The sequence below is a fragment of the Microbacterium binotii genome (assembly GCF_021398715.1).
In the GTDB taxonomy this organism is placed as follows: Bacteria; Actinomycetota; Actinomycetes; order Actinomycetales; family Microbacteriaceae; genus Microbacterium; species Microbacterium binotii_A.
Map to the genome: position 1 here is coordinate 1,009,436 of NZ_CP090347.1, position 19,052 is coordinate 1,028,487.

The following is a 19,052-nucleotide window of genomic DNA, read 5'->3' on the forward strand; positions in this document are numbered from 1 at the left end:
GAACTAGAACATCCGTTCTAGCCTGTCGGAGTGAAGGTGATCGTGCGAGAAGACGCCGTGGGCGAGGTCCATCGCCTCCGCGCGCAGCTCGAGCGCGTTCAGGGCCGGCGGATGGAAGCGGCCGTACGGCCGGTGCATCCGGCGCTGGCCGAGCTCCTTCCCGGCGGAGGGCTCCGCGCGGGTTCCGCCTACACGGTCGCTCCCTCGACGTCATTGCTGCTCTCGCTGCTCGCCCGTCCCTCGCGCGAGGGGGCATGGTGTGCGGCCGTGGGGATGCCCGAGCTGGGCGCCGAGGCCGCGGCGGGACTGGGGGTCGCGCTCGAACGCCTCGTTCTCGTCCCCGAGCCCGGCCCACGCTGGCTGGCCGTGGCCGCGACCCTCGCCGAGGTCATGCCGGTGGTCGCCGTGCGTCCGGCCGGCGCGGTATCGGATGCCGAAGCCTCCCGCTTCATGGCGCGACTGCGCGACCGCGGAGCGAGTCTTCTGGTGCAGGGGGTCTGGCCACAGGCGGAGGCCGCGCTGCAGATCGTCGACTCCCGGTGGGACGGACTCGGCGACGGCTACGGCTACCTGTCGTCGCGCACGGTGACGATCGCCGTGCAGTCGCGCCGCTCTCCCGTGCCCCGGCGGGCGCGTCTCATGCTCCCCGATCGCGACGGCGCGCTCACCGCCGTGGCTCCCGCCGCTCCCGTGCCCATGAGGGCGGTGGGCTAGATGCCCGTGCGCACTCTCGTCGTCTGGATCCCGGACTGGCCGGTGGTCGCCTTCGGACGCGAGAGCGGCGAGGATGCGGCGGCGGTCGCGGTCGTCGAGAAGAACGTCGTGGTCGCCTGCTCCGCAGCGGCCCGCGCCGAGGGGGTGCGTCGGGGCCAGCGTCGTCGCGACGCGCAGAGCGCCTGTCCTCGCCTGCAGATCGTGGCGATGGATGCGGCACGAGACCATCGCGCCTTCGCGCCGCTCGTGGCGGCGATCGAAGGTCTCGCGCCGCACGTGCAGATCATCCGCCCGGGGCTCTGCGCGCTGAAGGCGCGGGGGCCCGCCCGCTATTACGGCGGCGAGGAGGAGGCGGCGGACGTCCTGCGTGCGGCGCTGCACGAGGCGGGTGTGAGGGATGTCCGCATCGGCATCGCCGACGGCCCCTTCACGGCCGAGCAGGCAGCCCGTGCCGCAACGACCGCCGAGGCGCCGGTGCGGTGCGTGCCTCCGGGTCTTTCAGGACCCTTCCTCGCGCCCCTGCCCGCCACCTTGCTGCACGACGCCGGGGCCGAGACCTCGCTCGCCTCGCTGCTGGCGCGACTGGGCATCCACACGCTGGGCGCGTTCGCCGAGCTGCCGACCGACGGCATCCGCGATCGCCTCGGCGAGCAGGGAGTGCGGCTTCAGGCACTCGCCGCGGGAGCGGACTCCCGCACGGTGGCCCCCCGCGACGTCCCGCCCGAGCTCGATCGCGAGGTCGTGTTCGAGCCGCCCGTCGAACTCGCCGAGCAGGCGGCCTTCGGGATGCGGATGGCGGCGGAGGAGTTCATCGCGCGTCTCGACACGTTGCGGCTGGTGTGCACCGAGCTGCGTGTGGAGCTCGAGTCCGAGCGGGGAGAGCGCAGTGAACGGGTCTGGCTGCATCCGGGAACCTTTGACGCGGCGGCGGTCGTGGACAGGGTGCGTTGGCAGCTCGCCGAGCAGCAGGAGCTGCGCAGCCCCGTGGCCCGCGTGCGCATCTCGCCCGAGGCCGTCGACGATCAGGCTCACCACGTGCCGGGGCTGTTCGGCCGAGGCGAGCGCGAGAAGGTGCACCATGCGCTCTCGCGGGTGCAGGCGATGCTCGGGCATCGGAGCGTTCTGACGCCGGTCATCGCCGGTGGGCGCTGGCTCGATGAGCGCCAGGTGATGGTGCCCTGGGGTGACCGCGCGGTCGCCCCGCGCGACGCGTCGCTGCCCTGGCCGGGTTCGCTGCCGGCACCGCTGCCGACCACGGTGTTCCCCGTGCCCCGTCCGGCCGAGGTGCGCGATGCCGAGGGCGCCCGCATCCTCGTCGACGAGCGCGGGGCGCTGTCGGGCACGCCCGCCGACATCGCCGTCGCAGGAATCCGGCGCGGGGTGCTCTCGTGGGCGGGACCGTGGACGGTCATCGAACGCGAGTGGGATGCGGCCCGCCGCCGTGTGGCGCACCGGTTCCAGATCGTCGACGCCGCCCAGGTCGCCTGGCTGCTCGTGCACGAAGACGGTCGCTGGAGCATCGAGGCGAGGTACGACTGATGGGCTGGCACAACCCTCCCGTCCCGTGGTCGGAGCTCGAACGCGCCCTCAGCGACGCGCGTCGGCCGAGGCCCGTTCCCGCCGGGGCGGACGGCGGCGACAGCCCGGCGTGGTCGCACAAGCGCGGCCCCTACGTGCCGCCGGCGATCGAGCGCCCCGAGCAGGTCGTTCCCTACGCCGAGTTGCACGCGCACTCGTCGTACTCGTTCCTCGACGGGGCGTCCTCGCCCGAGGAGCTCGTCGAGCAGGCGGAACGACTGGGGCTGCACGCCCTCGCCGTCACCGACCACGACGGCTTCTACGGCTCGGTGCGGTTCGCGGAGGCGGCGGAGCCCCGCAAGTTGCAGACGGTGTTCGGAGCCGAGCTGTCGCTCGATCTGCCCGCCCCGCAGAAGGGACGCCCCGATCCGGTCGGACGTCACCTGCTTGTGCTCGCCCGCGGGCACCAGGGGTACCACCGTCTTGCCGGCGCCCTCACCCGGGCCCAGCTGCGGGGCGCGGAGAAGGGGCGTCCGGTGTACGACGTGACCGAGCTCGCCGAGCAGTCCGGCGGGCCGCGCGATCCGCAGTGGGCCGTGTTCACCGGATGTCGCAAGGGCGCCGTGCGCCAAGCGCTCGCGCTCGAGGGTCCCACCGGGGCGGCGCGCGAACTCGACCTGCTCATCGACCTGTTCGGACGGGATGCGGTGCAGGTCGAGCTCATCGATCACGGCGATCCGCACGACACCCGCACCAATGACGTCCTCGCCGCCCTCGCCGTCGAGCGCAGTCTTCCTGTCGTCGCGACCGGCAACGTGCACTACGCGGTGCCCGAGCGCCGGCTCCTGGCGGCGGCGATCGCCGCCGTGCGGGCGAACCGCAGCATGGACGAGCTCGACGGCTGGCTGCCGGCCCACGGTGGCGCCTTCCTGCGCTCGGGCGCCGAGATGGCCGCGCGCTTCGCCCGGTACCCCGGCGCGGTCGCACGCAGTGTCACGCTCGCCGACGAGCTCGCGTTCCCGCTGCGGAAGGCTTCGCCGGCGCTGCCCAAGCTTCCCGTTCCCGAGGGGCACACGCCCATGTCATGGCTGCGGCAACTGGTGTGGGATGCGGTGCCGCGCAACTATCCGAACCTCACCGAGGATCAGCGTCAGCGCATCGAACGCGAGCTCGAGGTCATCGAGATGAAGGACTTCCCCGGGTACTTCCTCATCGTCTACGGCATCGTGCAGGAGGCGCGGCGGCGCGGCATCCTCTGCCAGGGTCGCGGCTCGGCGGCGAACAGCGCGGTCTGCTATCTGCTCGACATCACGGCGGTCGATGCGATCGCCTACAACCTGCCCTTCGAACGGTTCCTGTCGAGTCTGCGCGACGAGGAGCCCGACATCGACGTCGACTTCGACTCCGACCGTCGTGAAGAGATCATCCAGTGGGTCTACCAGCAGTACGGGCGGGAGCGCGCCGCGCAGGTGGCCAACGTCATCCAGTACCGCCCCAAGAACGCCGTGCGCGACATGGCGCGGGCGCTCGGGTTCTCACCCGGACAGCAGGACGCCTGGTCGAAGCAGGTCGAGCGCTGGGGCGCGTCGCTCGAGAGCGCACCCGACCACGACATCCCGGATCAGGTCGTGGCCTATGCGACCGAGCTGCTCAAGGCGCCGCGACACCTCGGCATCCACTCCGGCGGCATGGTGCTCACCGAGCGGCCGGTGGGCGAGGTCGTGCCGATCGAGCATGCTCGGATGCCGGGGCGCACCGTCATCCAGTGGGACAAGGACGACGCCGCCTGGATGGGGCTGGTGAAATTCGACCTGCTCGGGCTCGGAATGCTCTCCGCTCTCCAGTACTGCTTCGATCTGATCCGGGCGGCGACGGGGGAGAGGTGGGAGCTGCGTTCGCTGCCGAAGGAGGAAGCGGCGGTCTACGACATGCTGTGCCGTGCCGATTCCATCGGCGTGTTCCAGGTCGAGTCGCGCGCGCAGATGGGGCTGCTGCCGCGCCTCCAGCCCCGGGCGTTCTACGACCTCGTGATCGAGATCGCCCTCGTCCGGCCCGGTCCGATCCAGGGCGGGGCGGTGCATCCGTTCGTGCGGCGCAAGCTCGGCCACGAGGAGGTGACCTATCCGCATCCCGACCTCATCCCCGTGCTTGAGCGCACCAAAGGGATCCCCGTCTTCCAGGAGCAATTGATGCAGATGGCGATGGTGGTGGGCGACCTCTCCGGAGAGGATGCCGACCTCATGCGCCGGGCCATGGGGTCCAAACGCGGTCAGGAGCGCATCGACTCGCTGAAGGAGAAGCTCTACGCCGGCATGGCGCGCCATGGCCTCGTCGGCGAGGACGCGGATGCGATCTACCGCAAGATCCAGGCGTTCGCGAACTTCGGGTTCGCCGAGTCGCACTCGCTCTCGTTCGGCCTCCTGGTCTACGCGAGCTCGTGGATCAAACTGCACTACCCGGCGGCGTTCCTCGCGGGGCTGCTGCGGGCGCAACCCATGGGCTTCTACTCGCCCGCGACGTTGACCGCGGACGCCCGGCGCCATGGCGTCGAGGTGCGCCGACCCGATGTGCAGCTCTCGGGCGCCCAGGCCGGACTCGAGCCGCTCGGAGACAGCACCGAGCCGACGGGGATGGACGTCTGCCGTGGTCCGCAGCCGCCCGTGGGGCCCTTCGATGCGGCGGCTCCCGACGAGTCCGCCGCGCATCGTCGTGACGGTGCGTTCGCGGTGCGGCTGGGGCTCGGAGCGGTGACCGGCATCGGTGAGAAGGTCGCCGCACGCATCGTCGCCGCGCGCGACGCGGAAGGGCCGTTTCGCGACATGCGCGATCTGGTGCGCCGGTGCGACCTCTCCGTGGCGCAGCTGGAGGCGCTGGCCACGGCCGGCGCCTTCGACTGTTTCGGGCTGACCCGCCGCGAGGCCATCTGGTCGGCCGGCACGGCTGCGCAGGACCGGGCGGAGTTCCTCCCCGACACCGTCATGGCGGTACAGCCGCCGTTGTTCCCCGACCCGTCGAGCTACGAGACGCTCGCGGCCGATCTCTGGGCGACCGGCATCTCCACCGACGATCACCCGCTGACCCATTACCGTTCCGCGCTGGATGCGCGGGGAGTGCTGACCTCGCGCGAGCTGCGCGCCCACGAGTCGGGGCGGCGCATCGAGGTCGCGGGGCTGGTGACCCACCGGCAGCGGCCGGCGACCGCATCCGGGATCACCTTCCTCAACCTCGAAGACGAGCACGGGCTGGTGAATGTGATCTGCTCGACCGGCGTATGGAACCGATACCGACGCATCGTGCGCGACTCGCCGGCGCTGATCGTGCGTGGGATGCTGGAGCGTTCGGTGGAGGGGGTCACCAACCTCGTGGCGGATGCGTTCGAGGATCTCCGGGTGGGCATCTCGCACCGTTCACGCGACTTCCGATGACACGGTAAAGACCCCCGGGCGAACCCGGGGGCCTTTGGGCGGGGTCTCAGCCCCGGACGCCGAGGGCGAAACGGACCGAGCCGTCGTCGCCGACCTCGGCATCGAGCACCCTGTCGTCGAGGGCATCCGTCGCACCGGAGTCCACGAAGACGCGAGCACCCGACGTCTCGACCACCGCGTCCTGCGGTTCGGGGGCGGCAGCGAGCGCGAGCTCGAATCCGGTCTCGGTGCCGGTGTCGCGAATGCGCAGCCCGCCACCTTCCGCCGGGATCTGGGACGAGATCGTCTTGACCGCCGAAGCAGCGTTCTCCGTCAGAGTGAGCATGGTGCTCCCTTCCATCGATGTCTGCGGACCGGCCACGATTCCGAGAATCCGAAGCGGAATCAACCCCTGCACGCGGATCGGATCGAACTCACACGAGGTTCACCGGGAACTTTTCAGGACGTCAGCCGCTGGTCGGTGTTCGAGTAGCTGATCGAATCGGCGGTCGCCCCGACGAGTCCGAGCGTGACGCGCAAGAGCGTCGGGGTGATGCCGTCGCGCGGCGGGGGAGTCTCAGCGCCGAGGGTGTACGACGTGCCATCGGCCCCGGTCGCGGTGAGGGAGTTCAGGTAGACCGACACATCGCCCGAGAGCGTCATGGTGTCCGCCGTGGTGACCAGGGCCGGGCCCTCGGCATGCCCCACGGTCAGGGCGAAGCCGGTGATCGTGATGCTGTCCGCACTGATCTTGAGAGCGTGGGTTCGGGTGCCGTCGGCGAGGGGGACGGTCACGAGCGAGATGCCTTTGAGTCCGCTGATCGACAGGCCGTCCGAGCCGAGTTGCGCCGGCGGCTGAGTGAACACGGGGGCACTCTCATCCGGTACCGCCTCGACGGGCGCCTCCGGTTCGGTGGATGCCTGCGGCGTGGGCGTCGCGCTCGGAGTGGGGCTCTGCCCGCCGAGGTCCGGGATTCCGGGCAGGCCGGGCTCCTCCGATTCGCTCGGCGAGGGCGTGGGCGACGGCGCGGGGGTCGGGTCGTCGCACGACATGAACAGCGGAATGCACCATGCCATCGGTCGCTCGGTCGGAGCGGCGGCGGCGCCGGTGCTCGCGGTCAGTGCCGCGACCAGGGCGACGGGCAGCAGGCGGCGGATCATGCGGTCTCCTTCTCGCCGTTGGTTCGCACCTCCCGCTCCTCGCCCGATGCGAGCGCGGATGCGGCCTCACCGGGCCGCGGCGCCCACGAGACGACCGTGATGCCGCCCACGCAGCCCAGCAGCATCCCGACGATGAATCCTCCGAGGTTGACGCCGACGATCGAGTACACGGCCAGACCCAGAGTGATCACGCCGTAGAAGATGCGGTGTGCGGGCATGAAGATCGACAGGGCGCCGAGCAGGACGAGAGCCAGAGGCACGATGGTCGCCTGCAGACCTTCGATGCCGAGCTGGATGTGCAGCTTGCCGAAGTCGAGCTGGCTGGACAGGAACATGACCAGGCCGGCGACGATGACGAGTACGCCGCCGACGAACGGGCGCTGCCTGCGCCAGGCGCGCCAGCGCGACGGCTTCTTCTCGGGCTCGTCCTCGGCCGCCTCGCGCTCGGCGAGGGAGCGACGCGTGGCGTTCAGAAGCATGTCTTCGTTCCGTCGGTCAGCTCCAGCTTCATCCCCGTCAAGGTGAAGGTCGACGCCTGCGTACTCCACGAGTTCTGCTGGAGGTTGGCGATGCTCACGGTGTCGGCATCCTGTGCGAAGTCGCCCGCGGAGCCCTTCGCGGCGGTGTTGACGGTGGACGCATCCACGCCGATGCGGATGTTGCCGAACGAGGAGTCGCCGCGCAGACCCGTCATGCCGATCTGCAGGTTCGTGGCGCTCGCCGGGTTGCCGCCGCCGCCGGCCGTGATGAGCACGCCGACCTTGCCGAGCGGGGTGTCGGACACGACGGACTGGCACAGGTCGGCCAGCGTCGCCGAGGCGATGTTGGCGATCGCGACCGAGTGCTGGGTGCCGGCCGTGTCCTGGGTCACACCGGCGTACTGCGAGAACCCTGTGCCCTCGAGCTGAGAGGCGCTGATCTGGAACTCGCTGCCGGATACCGCGAACGACACGGGGACGGCGCCCTGGGCGACGCCGCCGAACAGCAGACTGGATGCGGCCACGACGGGGATGGTGGCCAGGGCGACACGACCGGCGCGCGAGCGCACCATGTTGGGGAACTTCATCGATCCTCCGGGGGTGAGGGGACGGCGACGATGCCGTCGGTGAGTGAGCCTAGACCTCGTTGACGAACTGTCAATAGCGTGAGAGCCGGTATGAGAGGACTCTCACCCCGGGCGCGCCCGACCTCTCGCCTAGGCTCTGGCTATGGGGAGTGAGCGGCGCACCAGGCTGAGTCCGGAGCAGCGTCGCGCGCAGTTGGTCGCACTCGGCGTCGCCTTCTTGGCGGACAGACCGCTCGACGACCTGACCATCGAGGAGCTGTCGGAGCGGGCGGAGGTCTCGCGGGCGCTGATCTTCCACTACTTCGGCTCGCGCCAGGGCCTTCATCAGGCGGTGGTCGCGCGCGCGGGTGACGCGCTGCTGGAGGCGACCCATCCGCGCGAGGAGCTGGCCGCGGTGGAGCGGCTGCGTGACACCCTGCGCCGCATCGCGCTGTTCGTGCGCGAGAACCGCGGCACCTTCTTCTCGCTCGTGCGCGGCGTCGCCAGCGGCGACCCCGAGGTGCGGGTGGTCGTGGACCGCGCTCGGGATGCCAACGCGCAGCGTCTGCGCGAGGTGTTCGCCGAACTGGGAGTTCCCGCCAGCCCGCTGCTCGACGTCGCCCTGCGCTCCTGGGTGGCATTCGCCGAGGAAGTGCTGATCGAGCTGGCCGTCGATGACGACGTCGACATCGACGACATCGTCGGCTTCCTCGAGCGCAGCGTGCAGGGCGTCGTGTCCGCCGTGGCTCCCTGACACACGTCGGGGGGCCGTTCGTCAATCGTCTTAGCCGGATCCGTCGGTCCGCTTTAGCGTGGTGCCATGGCCGGAAACGTCGCAGAACTCTTCGTCCGCACTCTTCGTCACGCCGGGATCACCCGCATCTGGGGGTTGCCCGGCGACTCCTTGAACGCCTTCACAGATGCTCTCCGCAAGGACGGCGGCATCGAATGGCTGCACGCGCGGCACGAGGAGTCCGCGGCGTTCGCGGCGGGGGCCGAGGCGGAGATCACGGGCGAGCTCGCCGTCGTCGCCGGCAGCTGCGGCCCCGGCAACCTGCACTTCATCAACGGCCTCTTCGACGCGCACCGCTCGCGCGTGCCGCTGTTGGCGATCGCTTCCCACATCCCGTCCGCCGAGATCGGCAGTGGATACTTCCAGGAGACCCACCCGCAGGAGCTGTTCCGCGAGTGCAGTCACTACGCCGAGCTGGTCTCCGACCCTGCGCAGCTGCCGTGGGTGCTCGAGACGGCGATGCGCACCGCGGTCGAGAAGCGCGGGGTGGCGGTGGTCGTCGTTCCGGGTGATGTGTTCTTCGCGGATGCTCCCCATCGGCGCCCGTCCGCGCCGATCCGCGCCACGCGCCCCGTCGTCGTGCCGTCCGCATCCGAGCTGGAAGAGGCCGCCGCCGTGTTGAACGCGGCGGGCAAGGTCACGATCCTCGCGGGAGCGGGAGTGGCGGGCTCGCACGACGAGGTGCTGGCGCTCGCCGGCCGTCTGCAGGCACCGATCGTGCACGCCTTCCGAGGCAAGGAGCACATCGAGTACGACAACCCCTACGACGTCGGGATGACGGGTCTGCTGGGCTTCTCCTCCGGCTACCGGGCCATGGAGAAGTGCGATGCGCTGCTGATGATCGGCACCGACTTCCCGTACCGGCAGTTCTTCCCCGAGAAGGCGAAGATCGTGCAGATCGATATCCGCGGCGAGCAGTTGGGACACCGCACGCCCATCGACGTCGGGCTCGTGGGGGACGCGGGCGCGACCGCATCCGCTCTGCTGCCGCTGATCGATGAGGGCCGCAAGGAGCACCACCTGAAGGAGTCGGTCGAGCACTACCGCAAGACGCGGCGCGAGCTCGACGGACTCGCGAACGACGACGGCAAGAAGCCGATCCACCCGCAGTACGTCGCCCGTCTCGTGGACGAGCTGGCGGCGCCGGATGCGGTCTTCACGGCGGATGTGGGCACGCCCGTCATCTGGGCGGCGCGCTATCTGCACATGACCGAGCAGCGACGTCTGCTGGGCTCGTTCACGCACGGCTCGATGGCCAACGCGCTGCCGCAGGCGCTCGGTGTGCAGGCCGTCGACCGCTCCCGCCAGGTGATCGCGCTCGCCGGCGACGGCGGGCTGGCGATGCTTATGGGGGACCTGCTCTCGATCCGTCAGAACGATCTGCCGGTGAAGATCGTCGTGTTCGACAACTCCGCGCTGGGCTTCGTGGAGGTCGAGATGAAGGCGGCCGGGATCGTCAACTACGGCACCGATCTGCACAACCCCGACTTCGCGGCCGTGGCCGAGGCGGTGGGGATCACCGGCATCCGCGTCGAGAGTGCCGCCGACCTCGAGCCCGCGCTGCGGCGCGCGCTGGCCGACCCGGGGCCGGTGCTCGTGAACGTCGTGGTCGCCCGCGAGGAGCTGTCGATGCCGCCGTCGATCACCGCGGCGCAGGCCAAGGGCTTCTCGCTGTGGGCGCTGCGCACCGTACTCTCGGGCCGTGGCGACGAACTGCTGGATCTGGCCGACACGAACCTCTGGCGTCGTCTGTTCGACTGAGCGGGCGTCGTCGCGTCACCTGTCCATCGCGTCGCTGCCGATAGACTCGACGGGCCAGCCTCTGTAGCTCAGTGGAAGAGCCACTCCGTCCTAAGGAGCGGGTCGGGGGTTCGAATCCCTCCAGGGGCACCATCGCGTTCTGCTTGTCGGTGCTCACCCCTCCTTCGGGGCGTAGTAAGCGCTGAGCCAGAAGTCGCTTCCGTCCGGGACATCGATGCGCAGGGTCGTCGCTGCGGACGGAGCATCGAGGGGCACAGCCGCGATGGATGTGCCCTCCGTGCCGCAGGTGGCGCCGACCTCGTTCGGGTGGGCTTGCTCGACCGTCACCGAGTAGCGGCCGTCGCCGGTGCAGGTGAGGAGGAGCACGACGTCGACGGGAGCGGTCAGCTCCGCGGCGGGCAGAACCACGGTCTCATCCTGGCTCCCGGAGAAATCGCCCGCCGGAGCCGCGCTGGGGTAGCGGGAGAGAACCAGCTCTCCCTGCATCGCGAAACGTTCTTGGTCAGAAAGGACATCCGATGCGCTTGCGGATGACGTGGGGCTGAGGGCGTGCGATGGATCCGGCGCGGGCGATGCGCACGCCGTCAGTATCGCCACGAGGGCGACGGCTCCGATCGCATTCTGCGCACCACTCTTCATGTTGCTCCTCCGTTTCCCTTCGCAGGTCAGAAGCTTGCCAGCGCTGCCGCGTAACGGCGAGGATCTTGACGCGTACCGTCGGTGACGAGCAGTGCGGTGTCGGAAACACGCCGGGTGTACTCGCCGGTGCACGGGATCGTGACGATCACCGAGAGGCCGATGCGCCAGGCAGATGCCAGTTCCGTCACCGCGCGCCTCTCCGGAGTCTCCTCCAGCGGCACGGCGTCTGCGTCGCGGGTCCCCTCGAGCAACTCCTGCCGCCACGTGACGTATGACTCATCGAAGGCGTCGTCGCCGAAGCTGTCGCGCCAGCTCGCCCCCATCAGTCGCCTGAGGAGCTCCGCTCTCTCGGCCGATCCGAGAGGTGTGCTTCCCAGCCGCGCGATGAGTTCCGTCTCCGTGGAGCGGCCCGCGTGCTCGAGGCACGCGCTCCACAGCCGCGACCACTCATCCGCCCATTCCGGGGGAGCTGCCCGTCCGGTGCGATGGGGACTCGTCGCCAACGGCGGAGGGACGTCACCGGTCGGCCGCAGGTCCCATGCTTCACGAATCCAGAGCAGCTCCAGGAGCGGAGCGGAGTCGTTCTTCACCGTGACCGTCATGCCGGGCGGCCACAGGCCGTTCGGATCCGCGGACATCGCCTGCATCGCGCACTTCCTCTCGCTCGCGTCACCGTGCGCCATTCAACCCGCATCCGTCATTGCGAGACTGCATCTTCGCGACGAGATCATGGGGTTTACCCGTGATCTCGTGCTCGAAATGCAGTCTCGCGGAACGAAACACCGCCGTAGCGCCCGCGCGCTCGTCCGTCTACCGTGTGGGGATGGATCTGCGCATCCGCAAGGCCGCGGACATCGACCTCGTTCCGGTCGCCGAGCTGCGGTGGTCATCGATCGTCGACGAGAAGAACGCCGTGCCGGCGACGGAGCGCGATGCCTTCGTCGAGGCTTTCGTCGAGTGGGCGCGCGCCGCGCAGCACGAGTGCTACGTCGCCGAGATTGCGGGCCGCATCCGGGGTACGGCATGGGTAGTGCTCACCGAGCGCGTGCCGAGCCCTCGGTCTCTGGCACGCGTCACTGCCGACCTGCAGGGCGTCTATGTCGATCCGCTCTATCGCGGACGGGGGATCGGCCAGCGCTTGATCGCCCATGTGGTGGACGAAGCGACCGCCCGCGGAGCGGAGCGAGTGGTCGTCCACAGCAGCGACCTGGCGGTGCCGCTGTACGAACGCGCGGGGTTCACCTCGTCCCGCACACTGCTGCACCTCTGACGCCCCGCTGCGGTCGCGCACGCATCCGTCGCCTGCGTTGCCTCGGTCGCCGGTCCCCGGCACCTGCGCATGTCTCACTCGTGCATGCGTTCGGGCTCTGCGGCGTGCATAAGTGGGACACGAAGTGCGCGCGGCTCCCTGCGTGTCTCACTCGTTCACGTGTTCGGGTTCTGCGGCATGCGCAAGTGAGACACGGTTGTCGGGTGCCCGCGCGCAAACCCGCACTGGCCATCACCTGCGGTATGCAATATATTGCGTGTGTCGACGGTCGTCGGCGACACACACGAAGGGGGCAGTGGAAGATGGTTGACGCAGGTATCACCAACGTCGTGCTGGTGCACGGAGCGTTCGCAGACGGATCCGGATGGCGGGGCGTGTACGACGCGCTGACCGCTGCTGGACACCGCGTCTCGATCGCGCAGATTCCCCTCACCTCGTTCGAGGACGATGTCGCGGCCACCCGGCGCGTGCTCGATCGGCAGGACGGCCTGACGATCCTGGTCGGCCATTCCTGGGGCGGCACGGTCATCACCGAGGCCGGCACCCACGACAAGGTGGCGGGTCTCGTCTATGTTTCGGCGCTCATCCCGGATGCGGGACAGACGAGCGGCGAGCAATACGAAGGCTTCGCACCCACTCCCGAGTTCGTCATCGACGTCGGCGAGGACGGCTTCGGCTTCCTCAACCCGGAAGCATTCAAGCCCGGCTTCGCCGCGGATGCGAGCGATCGGGATGCGGCCTTCCTCCGCGACGCGCAGGTGCCGGTGAACATGGCGGTCTTCGCAGCGCCGGTGACGCGGGCGGCGTGGCGCGACAAGCCCAGCTGGGCGGTCATCGCCACCGACGATCGCGCGTTCGACCAGGCGATGCTCCAGCACATGGCGACGCGTGCCGGTGCCGCCATCACGAACGTCGCGGCGAGCCACGCGCTGTACTTCACGCAGCCCGAGGCCGTGGCCGAGGTCATCGCCACCGCAGCTCGTGACGCCGGAGGCCGTTAGGAGCGGGCCACCCGTACGGCGTCGGCTGCGGTGAGGCTCAGATCGACCGGTGTCGCATCGATCTCGACCCGGACGACCCCGGCCTCCCGATTCACGTGTCGCACCGTCAGAGTCCGATTCACACGGATGCCCACATCCTCGAGGTGACGAAGCACCTCGGGGGAGCGGTCGCGTACCCGGCTCACCTGTACGCGGATTCCCGATGGCGCATCGGGGAGTGCCTGGTCGTCGATCGCCGGAACGGTTCCATCGGCCTTCGGGATGGGGTCCCCGTGCGGATCGTTCTGCGGGTGCCCCAGTGCGACATCCATCCGGTCGAGGACGAGTTCGGATACCGCGTGCTCCAGACGGTCCGCCTCCTCATGGACCTCGTCCCACCCGAGCCCCAATCGCTGCACGAGATAGGTCTCGATCAGGCGGTGGCGTCGCACGATCGGCACCGCGATCTCCGTTCCGGCCGGCGTCAGCCGGATCCGACCGTACGGCTGGTACTCGATCAGCCCCTGTCTGTTGAGCTTCTTGAGATTGGCCGACACCGTGGATGCGGTGACGCCGAGCTGACGCGCCAAGTCGGTCGTGGAGGGCTCGGCGGACGGCCACTCCTGCGCTTTCCAGATCAGGGTGAGGTAGTCCTCGACGAGACGCGAGGGGTGCGGGTCGGACATCCCTCTCATCCTCGCAGGTCGTTCTCGAGGACGCGTTCGTCGGCACTCGGGAGCGGATGCTTCTCGGGTCGGAACGGTGCCGCGAGGGTCGGGACGATGTCGTGGCGGTGAATCCACAGGAAGGGGACCGCGGCGATCAGATGCACGGCGCTGAGCACGTATCGTCCTGTCGTATCCGTCACGAAGAACTGCACGGCGAACAGCGCGGCCAGCGCGATGGCTGCGGATCGGTGGAAGCGCAGGCCGATGATGATCGCCACGCCGAGCACCGTCTGCGTCGCGGTCAGGGTGAACTCCTCGATCTGCCGCGCGTCCAGCGGCAGACCGCCGGTGCTGCCGCCGCCCAGCACGTGGGCGATGGGCAACGAGCCGACGAGCAGACTCCACTGGTTCACCTTCGAGGCGATCAGCGTCCCGATCGCGAAAGCGCCCTTGCCTCGCAGCGCGAACATGACCGCGATGATGAACTCGGGCGCCTCAGAGGCGAGCGGAGCGAGCCACTGGACGAGGAAGAAGCTGTCGACCCCCAACGAGGAGCCGGCCGCCACGAGCGACTCGGCGAACGGTTCGGCCGACAGCAGGATGATCGCGGCGGCGACGACGAAGAGGACGGTCACCGTCCACCGGCGACCCGTCCGCGGCAGCGCCCCGATTCTGCCCGCCATGCCCACGAGCTCCTCCTCCTCGTCGTCGTGCACCCGGCTCGCGCGCCAGAGATAGAAGCCGAACGCGGCGATGAGGACCGCGCCGTACCAGACGGGGATGGAGCCCATCACGGGGATGGCGAAGGCGATGATCGCAAGAACCGCGAGGAACCCGATGTCGAGGCGCATCGACGGGTCGAGGACGAGCGAGCGCACCTTCTCGCCGGTGCCTCCGGCGCTGCGTCGCGCCCGGCGCGCGACCCAGAGCGCGACGATGACCACGAGAGCCCAGCCGAAGCCGAGGAGCAAGCGGTTCGAGCCCGTCATGTTCGCTGCCGCGAACTGTTCGTAGGCGGGCTCCGAACCGGAGCGGAAGGCGTAGTAGAGATCGACGGCATACTCCGGGAGCACCGCGATCAGGGCGAGGAGAGCAATCGCCAGCGCACCCGAGATGTCCTTCTGCGCGGCTTCCGCTCCCCACGCCAGAAGGAACGAAGCCGCGACCACCGCGGCCCCGAAGACGAACATGTCGAGCACCGCGTTCGGCATGAAACCTGTGGTGCGAAAGAGGATGGCAGGCAGGGCGATCGCCAGGCAGAGCACGATCTTCAGCCACGCGGTGCGGGTCACGGGGTTCCTTCTCTCACGCATGACCTGCGCCCGGGAGCGCTTCGGTCACGACGAATCGACCGAAGGTCTCGTTCGCCTCGCAAGCGAGGTGCGTTGCCGGGTCGGTCTCCGTGACCGCCAGTGTGTCGACGTCGCTCGTCCGCATGGCGGACGGAACTACTCCCCTTCGCCTCCTACCCTCGTCGCCGCCCGCGCGGTGTGTCTACGCACAACCCTGAGTGTGGGCTGTCACACATTGGATCGGTCGCACTGTCAACCAGCGCCTAAGTTCGGCTCCTAACCTGGGCGGCGTGTATCGCCGTCTCGCCGTCCTGCCCCTGCTCGCCGTGCTGGCGCTGGCCGGATGCGCCTCCGCCTCCGCGCGCACCAGCGCGGAGGCCTGCCTCAATGTCATGAACTCGTGGCAGGAGTACGCGAGCTTCGCCGAAACCCCCGGTCGCGCGGATGGTGCGGTGGCCGAGGGGCGCGCGGCGGTGCGGGATGCGGTGAGCCGCGCCTCGACCGGCGCGCCGGAGTGGATGCTGGCGCAGATGAAGGAGGCCGACAAGGCCCTCGACGCGGTGACCGCCGCACCCTCGAGCCCCGACGGCAAGGCGGCTTTTCAGGCCGCATCCGACGCGTTCGAGACGATCCGGGACCAATGCAAGGCGGACCGGAACCTCTAGCGGCGATCCTGCCGCTCGTAGGACTAACCTGTGCCGGGTGAGCGATGCACTCGACGACGGACCCTTCTTCCACGGCACCAGGGTGCGTCTGTCGCCCGGTGATCTGCTGGTCGCGGGACACCGCTCGAACTATCGTCCCGAGGTCGTGATGAACCACATCTACTTCACGGCGCTGGTGGACGGCGCCGGCCTTGCGGCTGAGATCGCGGCGCGTGGCGACGGAGAGATCCCGCACGTCTACGAGGTGGAGCCGACCGGGCCGTTCGAGAACGATCCGAACGTGACGGACAAGAAGTTCCCCGGCAACCCGACGCGCTCCTACCGCAGTGCTGCACCGTTGCGGATCGTTCGGGAAGTGACCGACTGGACCCGCCTGACGCCTGAAGCGCTGCAGTCATGGCGGGAACGCATCGATGCGCTGAATGAGAACCCGGACGCCCAGATCATCAATTGACCGCGCCCGCGATCACAGCAGGACGGACAGGCGCTTCTTCTTGCGGTTCTCCGCGATGATCCACGCGACGTCGGCATCCGACGGGTCGAGCCCCTGGAAAGCGGCCAGACCTGGTGCGGGATCGGCGGCGATCGCCACGCTCCAGCCGTAACCCAGCGCCTGACGCAAGGTGCGCACATCCGCATCTCGGCGCTCGGTGAGGGGCCGTCGGGCCAGCAGTTCGGTGGCGCGCCCGCAGACCCCGACGGCGACGGCGGCGGATGCGGGGGAGCGCAGCAGGCGCGGCTCGCAGACCGCCGCCACCGCGGCGCGCTGCACGAGCGGGTCGTCCGACTCGGCCCACGCGGTCACGATCTCGGTCAGCCGTGAGGCGTCGCGATCGCCCAAGAGCTGCAGTCCCATCGCCACCCCTTCGCGCACGCGCCATCGATCATCGGATGCGGCGCGCAGAGCGGCGGCGGCGTACTCCGCCTCGTCGGCGCGAGCACTGTAGGCCGTCGCGACGCACATCGCGGTGAACTCGTCGTCGCGGGTGCCGAGCATGCGGAGAGCGGACTCATCAGCGACCACCCCGAACGCCGTGGCCAGAGCGGTGTTCGCGCGGGGGCCGGGCAGCCCGGAGCTCGCGTCGAGGAGCGTCGTCCACTCCTCGACGGGCAGCTGGCGCAACCGCGTCTGCCAGTCGGTCATACCGCTGACCGTATCCCCGCCTGACGCGACCGGGGGCGTCAGGCGCCGGGAGAATGCCCGGATTGGGCGTGCGTATCCATGCGCCGCAGCCAATCGCGGATCAGCGCGGTTGTGATCTGCGGCTGCTCCAGGTGCACGTTGTGCCCCGCGAGGTCCAGGACCGCGTAGGTGCCGCGCGGATAGTGGTCGCGAAAGCGCCAGCCGTCCTCATAACCCACCACGTCGTCCTGTCGTCCGAAAAGGTGCAGCGCCGGCAGGGTGAACGGCTCGGGGTGCGCCAGTTCGGGGACCGCGGGCAGCGTGTAGTCGGCCGCGATGCGGTCGATGACGGTCTGGTCGGAGCCGCGCAAGCCGGGAAGGACGTACTCGCTGAAGGCGTCGAACGACGCTGCATCCTGCACCACGCTCACTTCGGCGAAATCGCCGCGGGCATCACCCGCAGCGTCGAGCACGGCATCGTCCACACGGAGCACCTGCCGCGGCGGCACGACGCGCGCGTCATGGCGGGGCTCGAAGACACCGGCGAGCGTGGCCAGTCCCAGCACCCGTTCGCGCATCTCGTGCGCCACGTAGCGGGCGATCATCGCGCCGAAAGAGTTGCCGATGATCGCGAACGGGGCCTCTCCGAGCGTCGAGCGCACGTCGTCGATGACCGATGCGGCGACCTCGAGAGCACTCGCGGCATCGGACAGCGGTGCGCCCTCAGCCCATGGCAGGTCGAGGTAGATGCGTCGCCAGGGGCGGTCGGCGATCGCTTCTTCGAGGGGAAGCATGATGCGGTGATCGACGCCGAAGCCGTGGATGATGACGATCGGGCGGCCGGATCCGGAGGTGCGTGCGATCACCCATCGAGCGTATGCCGCGTCTGCGACATCGTGGCCGTTCGGTTCAAGACCTCGCGGCCGCGCACACCTAGCGTGGGACACATGGCACTGAGACTCGGATTCATCGGCATCGTCACGCAGGACATGGCCGCGTCGCTCGCGTTCTACCGCTCGCTGGGCGTCGACATCCCGGGAGGACAGGACGACGCCCCACATGTCGATGCGCGGCTGGATGACGGGGTCGCGCTCGCGTGGGACACGCTCGACACCATCCACAGCTTCGATCCGGCATACGAGCCCGCATCCGGGGGTCATCGGATCGCGCTCGCGTTCGATCAGGGGGCGCCGGATCGGGTGGATGCGGTGTTCGCCGAGCTTGTGGATGCGGGCTACGCGGGGCACGTCGCGCCGTGGGATGCGCCGTGGGGTCAGCGGTACGCGACCCTCCTCGACCCCGACGGCAACTCGATCGATCTCTACGCGGCGCTCGACGCGAACTGAGCGGGGCTCGCGCCGACGAGGCGGCGAAACTCCCGCGTGAGGTGCGATTGGTCGGCGTACCCCGCCGCCGCGGCGACGTCGGCGAGCGTGCGGTCGCTCCGCAGGAGTCGCTGCGCGCGGCGCGCCCGCTCGAGGCGCACGAGGGTCGCGTACCCGTACCCGAAGCGCTCGCCCATCCGGCGGCGGAACGTGCGCTCGGTCTCATTCATCTCCGCAGCGATACGCGCCGCGGAGACCGCGCGTCGCGCGCCGATCTGGACCGCTCGTGACCATGGGTTCTCGACGGTCGCGCGGCCGGCGATCTCGACGAGGCCGGCGGTGGGATGCGGGCCGTCGCCGAAGCGAACCATCCGCTCGCGGAGGGTACGCGCCGCATCCGCGGTCACGGTATCGGCAAGGGGAACGAGTCGGTCTGCCAGCAGGGGAAGGGCGGCGCGGAATAACCCGTGTGCCCGACCAGGCGACAGACGCAGCCCGAAAGACCCGCTCTCCGGGTCGGCGACGGCGGCGATCCACCGCGTCGAGGGGCCGGCGACGTACACCGCGTCGTCCAGCAGGATCAGATCGACGCATCCGTCGGCGGGTACCGCGCCGCCCGCCCCGCCGCTCGAGCGCCAGAGGGCAGACCCGTCGGGCAGCGCGAGTTCGGTGTACACGCTGCCATTGTGCCCGC

The 19,052-nt window shown here is 69.6% G+C and carries 21 protein-coding genes and 1 tRNA gene; 11 read left to right on the forward strand and 11 right to left on the reverse strand.

The genetic code is table 11. The features are described from left to right. Positions 1-30: 30 nt before the first annotated feature. The 3 genes from LXM64_RS05120 to LXM64_RS05130 are packed head-to-tail and all read left to right on the forward strand — an operon-like array spanning position 31 to position 5,657. Complete coding sequence (locus tag LXM64_RS05120) at positions 31-714, forward strand: hypothetical protein (RefSeq protein WP_234074901.1); 684 nt, start codon at positions 31-33, stop codon at positions 712-714. Beyond that, entirely contained in the window at positions 715-2,253 is a 1,539-nt protein-coding gene (locus LXM64_RS05125) for a Y-family DNA polymerase (protein ID WP_234074902.1), read from the forward strand. After that, positions 2,253-5,657, forward strand: coding sequence for an error-prone DNA polymerase (locus LXM64_RS05130; protein WP_234074903.1), 3,405 nt, complete (start codon positions 2,253-2,255; stop codon positions 5,655-5,657). The genes LXM64_RS05125 and LXM64_RS05130 overlap by 1 nt, the downstream gene beginning before the upstream one ends. A 46-nt stretch (positions 5,658-5,703) precedes the next feature. On the opposite strand, the gene LXM64_RS05135 is transcribed toward LXM64_RS05130, so the two are convergent. The 4 genes from LXM64_RS05135 to LXM64_RS05150 all read right to left on the reverse strand — a co-directional run bounded on the left by LXM64_RS05135 (position 5,704) and on the right by LXM64_RS05150 (position 7,863). Next, positions 5,704-5,982, reverse strand: coding sequence for a Fe-S cluster assembly protein HesB (locus LXM64_RS05135; RefSeq protein ID WP_137417641.1), 279 nt, complete (start codon positions 5,980-5,982; stop codon positions 5,704-5,706). A 113-nt stretch (positions 5,983-6,095) separates the two neighbouring features. After that, positions 6,096-6,797, reverse strand: a complete 702-nt coding sequence (locus LXM64_RS05140; RefSeq protein ID WP_234074904.1) for a hypothetical protein — start codon at positions 6,795-6,797, stop codon at positions 6,096-6,098. Continuing rightward, positions 6,794-7,276, reverse strand: coding sequence for a DUF6114 domain-containing protein (locus LXM64_RS05145; protein WP_234074905.1), 483 nt, complete (start codon positions 7,274-7,276; stop codon positions 6,794-6,796). Before LXM64_RS05145 ends, LXM64_RS05140 begins: the two co-directional genes overlap by 4 nt. Then, positions 7,267-7,863, reverse strand: a complete 597-nt coding sequence (locus tag LXM64_RS05150) for a DUF6230 family protein (protein WP_234074906.1) — start codon at positions 7,861-7,863, stop codon at positions 7,267-7,269. The genes LXM64_RS05145 and LXM64_RS05150 overlap by 10 nt, the downstream gene beginning before the upstream one ends. A gap of 142 nt (positions 7,864-8,005) precedes the next feature. On the opposite strand from LXM64_RS05150, the gene LXM64_RS05155 reads away from it, so the two are divergent. The 3 genes from LXM64_RS05155 to LXM64_RS05165 all read left to right on the forward strand — a co-directional run bounded on the left by LXM64_RS05155 (position 8,006) and on the right by LXM64_RS05165 (position 10,528). Next, positions 8,006-8,596, forward strand: coding sequence for a TetR/AcrR family transcriptional regulator (locus LXM64_RS05155; RefSeq protein WP_234074907.1), 591 nt, complete (start codon positions 8,006-8,008; stop codon positions 8,594-8,596). Positions 8,597-8,662: 66 nt separating this feature from the next. Continuing rightward, entirely contained in the window at positions 8,663-10,396 is a 1,734-nt protein-coding gene (poxB, locus tag LXM64_RS05160) for a ubiquinone-dependent pyruvate dehydrogenase (protein ID WP_137417636.1), read from the forward strand. Positions 10,397-10,453: 57 nt separating this feature from the next. Further along, a tRNA-Arg gene (locus tag LXM64_RS05165) sits at positions 10,454-10,528 on the forward strand. 21 nt (positions 10,529-10,549) lie between these two features. Here the strand turns inward: LXM64_RS05165 and LXM64_RS05170 are convergent. Together LXM64_RS05170 and LXM64_RS05175 are read right to left on the reverse strand one after the other, a co-directional pair. Continuing rightward, the gene (locus LXM64_RS05170) at positions 10,550-10,804 is read right to left on the reverse strand and encodes a hypothetical protein (RefSeq protein ID WP_234074908.1); all 255 of its coding nucleotides are present in this window, start codon (positions 10,802-10,804) and stop codon (positions 10,550-10,552) included. Between the two features lie 257 nt (positions 10,805-11,061). After that, positions 11,062-11,682 (reverse strand): hypothetical protein, encoded by a 621-nt coding sequence (locus LXM64_RS05175; protein ID WP_234074909.1) that lies wholly within the window; start codon positions 11,680-11,682, stop codon positions 11,062-11,064. Positions 11,683-11,858: 176 nt separating this feature from the next. On the opposite strand from LXM64_RS05175, the gene LXM64_RS05180 reads away from it, so the two are divergent. After that, positions 11,859-12,305, forward strand: a complete 447-nt coding sequence (locus LXM64_RS05180; protein ID WP_234074910.1) for a GNAT family N-acetyltransferase — start codon at positions 11,859-11,861, stop codon at positions 12,303-12,305. A 302-nt stretch (positions 12,306-12,607) separates the two neighbouring features. Further along, positions 12,608-13,306 (forward strand): alpha/beta fold hydrolase, encoded by a 699-nt coding sequence (locus LXM64_RS05185; RefSeq protein ID WP_234074911.1) that lies wholly within the window; start codon positions 12,608-12,610, stop codon positions 13,304-13,306. Here the strand turns inward: LXM64_RS05185 and LXM64_RS05190 are convergent. Both LXM64_RS05190 and LXM64_RS05195 read right to left on the reverse strand, forming a co-directional pair. Then, positions 13,303-13,971, reverse strand: coding sequence for a metal-dependent transcriptional regulator (locus LXM64_RS05190; RefSeq protein WP_234074912.1), 669 nt, complete (start codon positions 13,969-13,971; stop codon positions 13,303-13,305). The genes LXM64_RS05185 and LXM64_RS05190 overlap by 4 nt on opposite strands. Positions 13,972-13,976: 5 nt before the next feature. Beyond that, positions 13,977-15,245 (reverse strand): sodium:proton exchanger, encoded by a 1,269-nt coding sequence (locus LXM64_RS05195; RefSeq protein WP_234074913.1) that lies wholly within the window; start codon positions 15,243-15,245, stop codon positions 13,977-13,979. 290 nt (positions 15,246-15,535) lie between these two features. On the opposite strand from LXM64_RS05195, the gene LXM64_RS05200 reads away from it, so the two are divergent. Both LXM64_RS05200 and arr read left to right on the forward strand, forming a co-directional pair. Next, complete coding sequence (locus LXM64_RS05200; protein ID WP_234074914.1) at positions 15,536-15,910, forward strand: hypothetical protein; 375 nt, start codon at positions 15,536-15,538, stop codon at positions 15,908-15,910. A 37-nt stretch (positions 15,911-15,947) separates the two neighbouring features. Further along, positions 15,948-16,364 (forward strand): NAD(+)--rifampin ADP-ribosyltransferase, encoded by a 417-nt coding sequence (arr, locus tag LXM64_RS05205; protein WP_234074915.1) that lies wholly within the window; start codon positions 15,948-15,950, stop codon positions 16,362-16,364. Between the two features lie 12 nt (positions 16,365-16,376). On the opposite strand, the gene LXM64_RS05210 is transcribed toward arr, so the two are convergent. Both LXM64_RS05210 and LXM64_RS05215 read right to left on the reverse strand, forming a co-directional pair. Further along, on the reverse strand, positions 16,377-17,054 hold the full coding sequence (locus LXM64_RS05210; protein WP_234074916.1) for a HEAT repeat domain-containing protein: 678 nt from the start codon (positions 17,052-17,054) through the stop codon (positions 16,377-16,379). Positions 17,055-17,092: 38 nt separating this feature from the next. Further along, positions 17,093-17,899 (reverse strand): alpha/beta fold hydrolase, encoded by an 807-nt coding sequence (locus tag LXM64_RS05215; RefSeq protein ID WP_234074917.1) that lies wholly within the window; start codon positions 17,897-17,899, stop codon positions 17,093-17,095. An 81-nt stretch (positions 17,900-17,980) separates the two neighbouring features. Here LXM64_RS05215 and LXM64_RS05220 point away from each other — a divergent pair, with 81 nt between their 5' ends. Continuing rightward, a complete protein-coding gene (locus LXM64_RS05220) occupies positions 17,981-18,379 on the forward strand; it encodes a VOC family protein (protein WP_234074918.1) in 399 nt (132 codons plus the stop codon). On the opposite strand, the gene LXM64_RS05225 is transcribed toward LXM64_RS05220, so the two are convergent. After that, complete coding sequence (locus tag LXM64_RS05225) at positions 18,355-19,035, reverse strand: helix-turn-helix domain-containing protein (protein WP_234074919.1); 681 nt, start codon at positions 19,033-19,035, stop codon at positions 18,355-18,357. The genes LXM64_RS05220 and LXM64_RS05225 overlap by 25 nt on opposite strands. Positions 19,036-19,052: the final 17 nt, after the last annotated feature.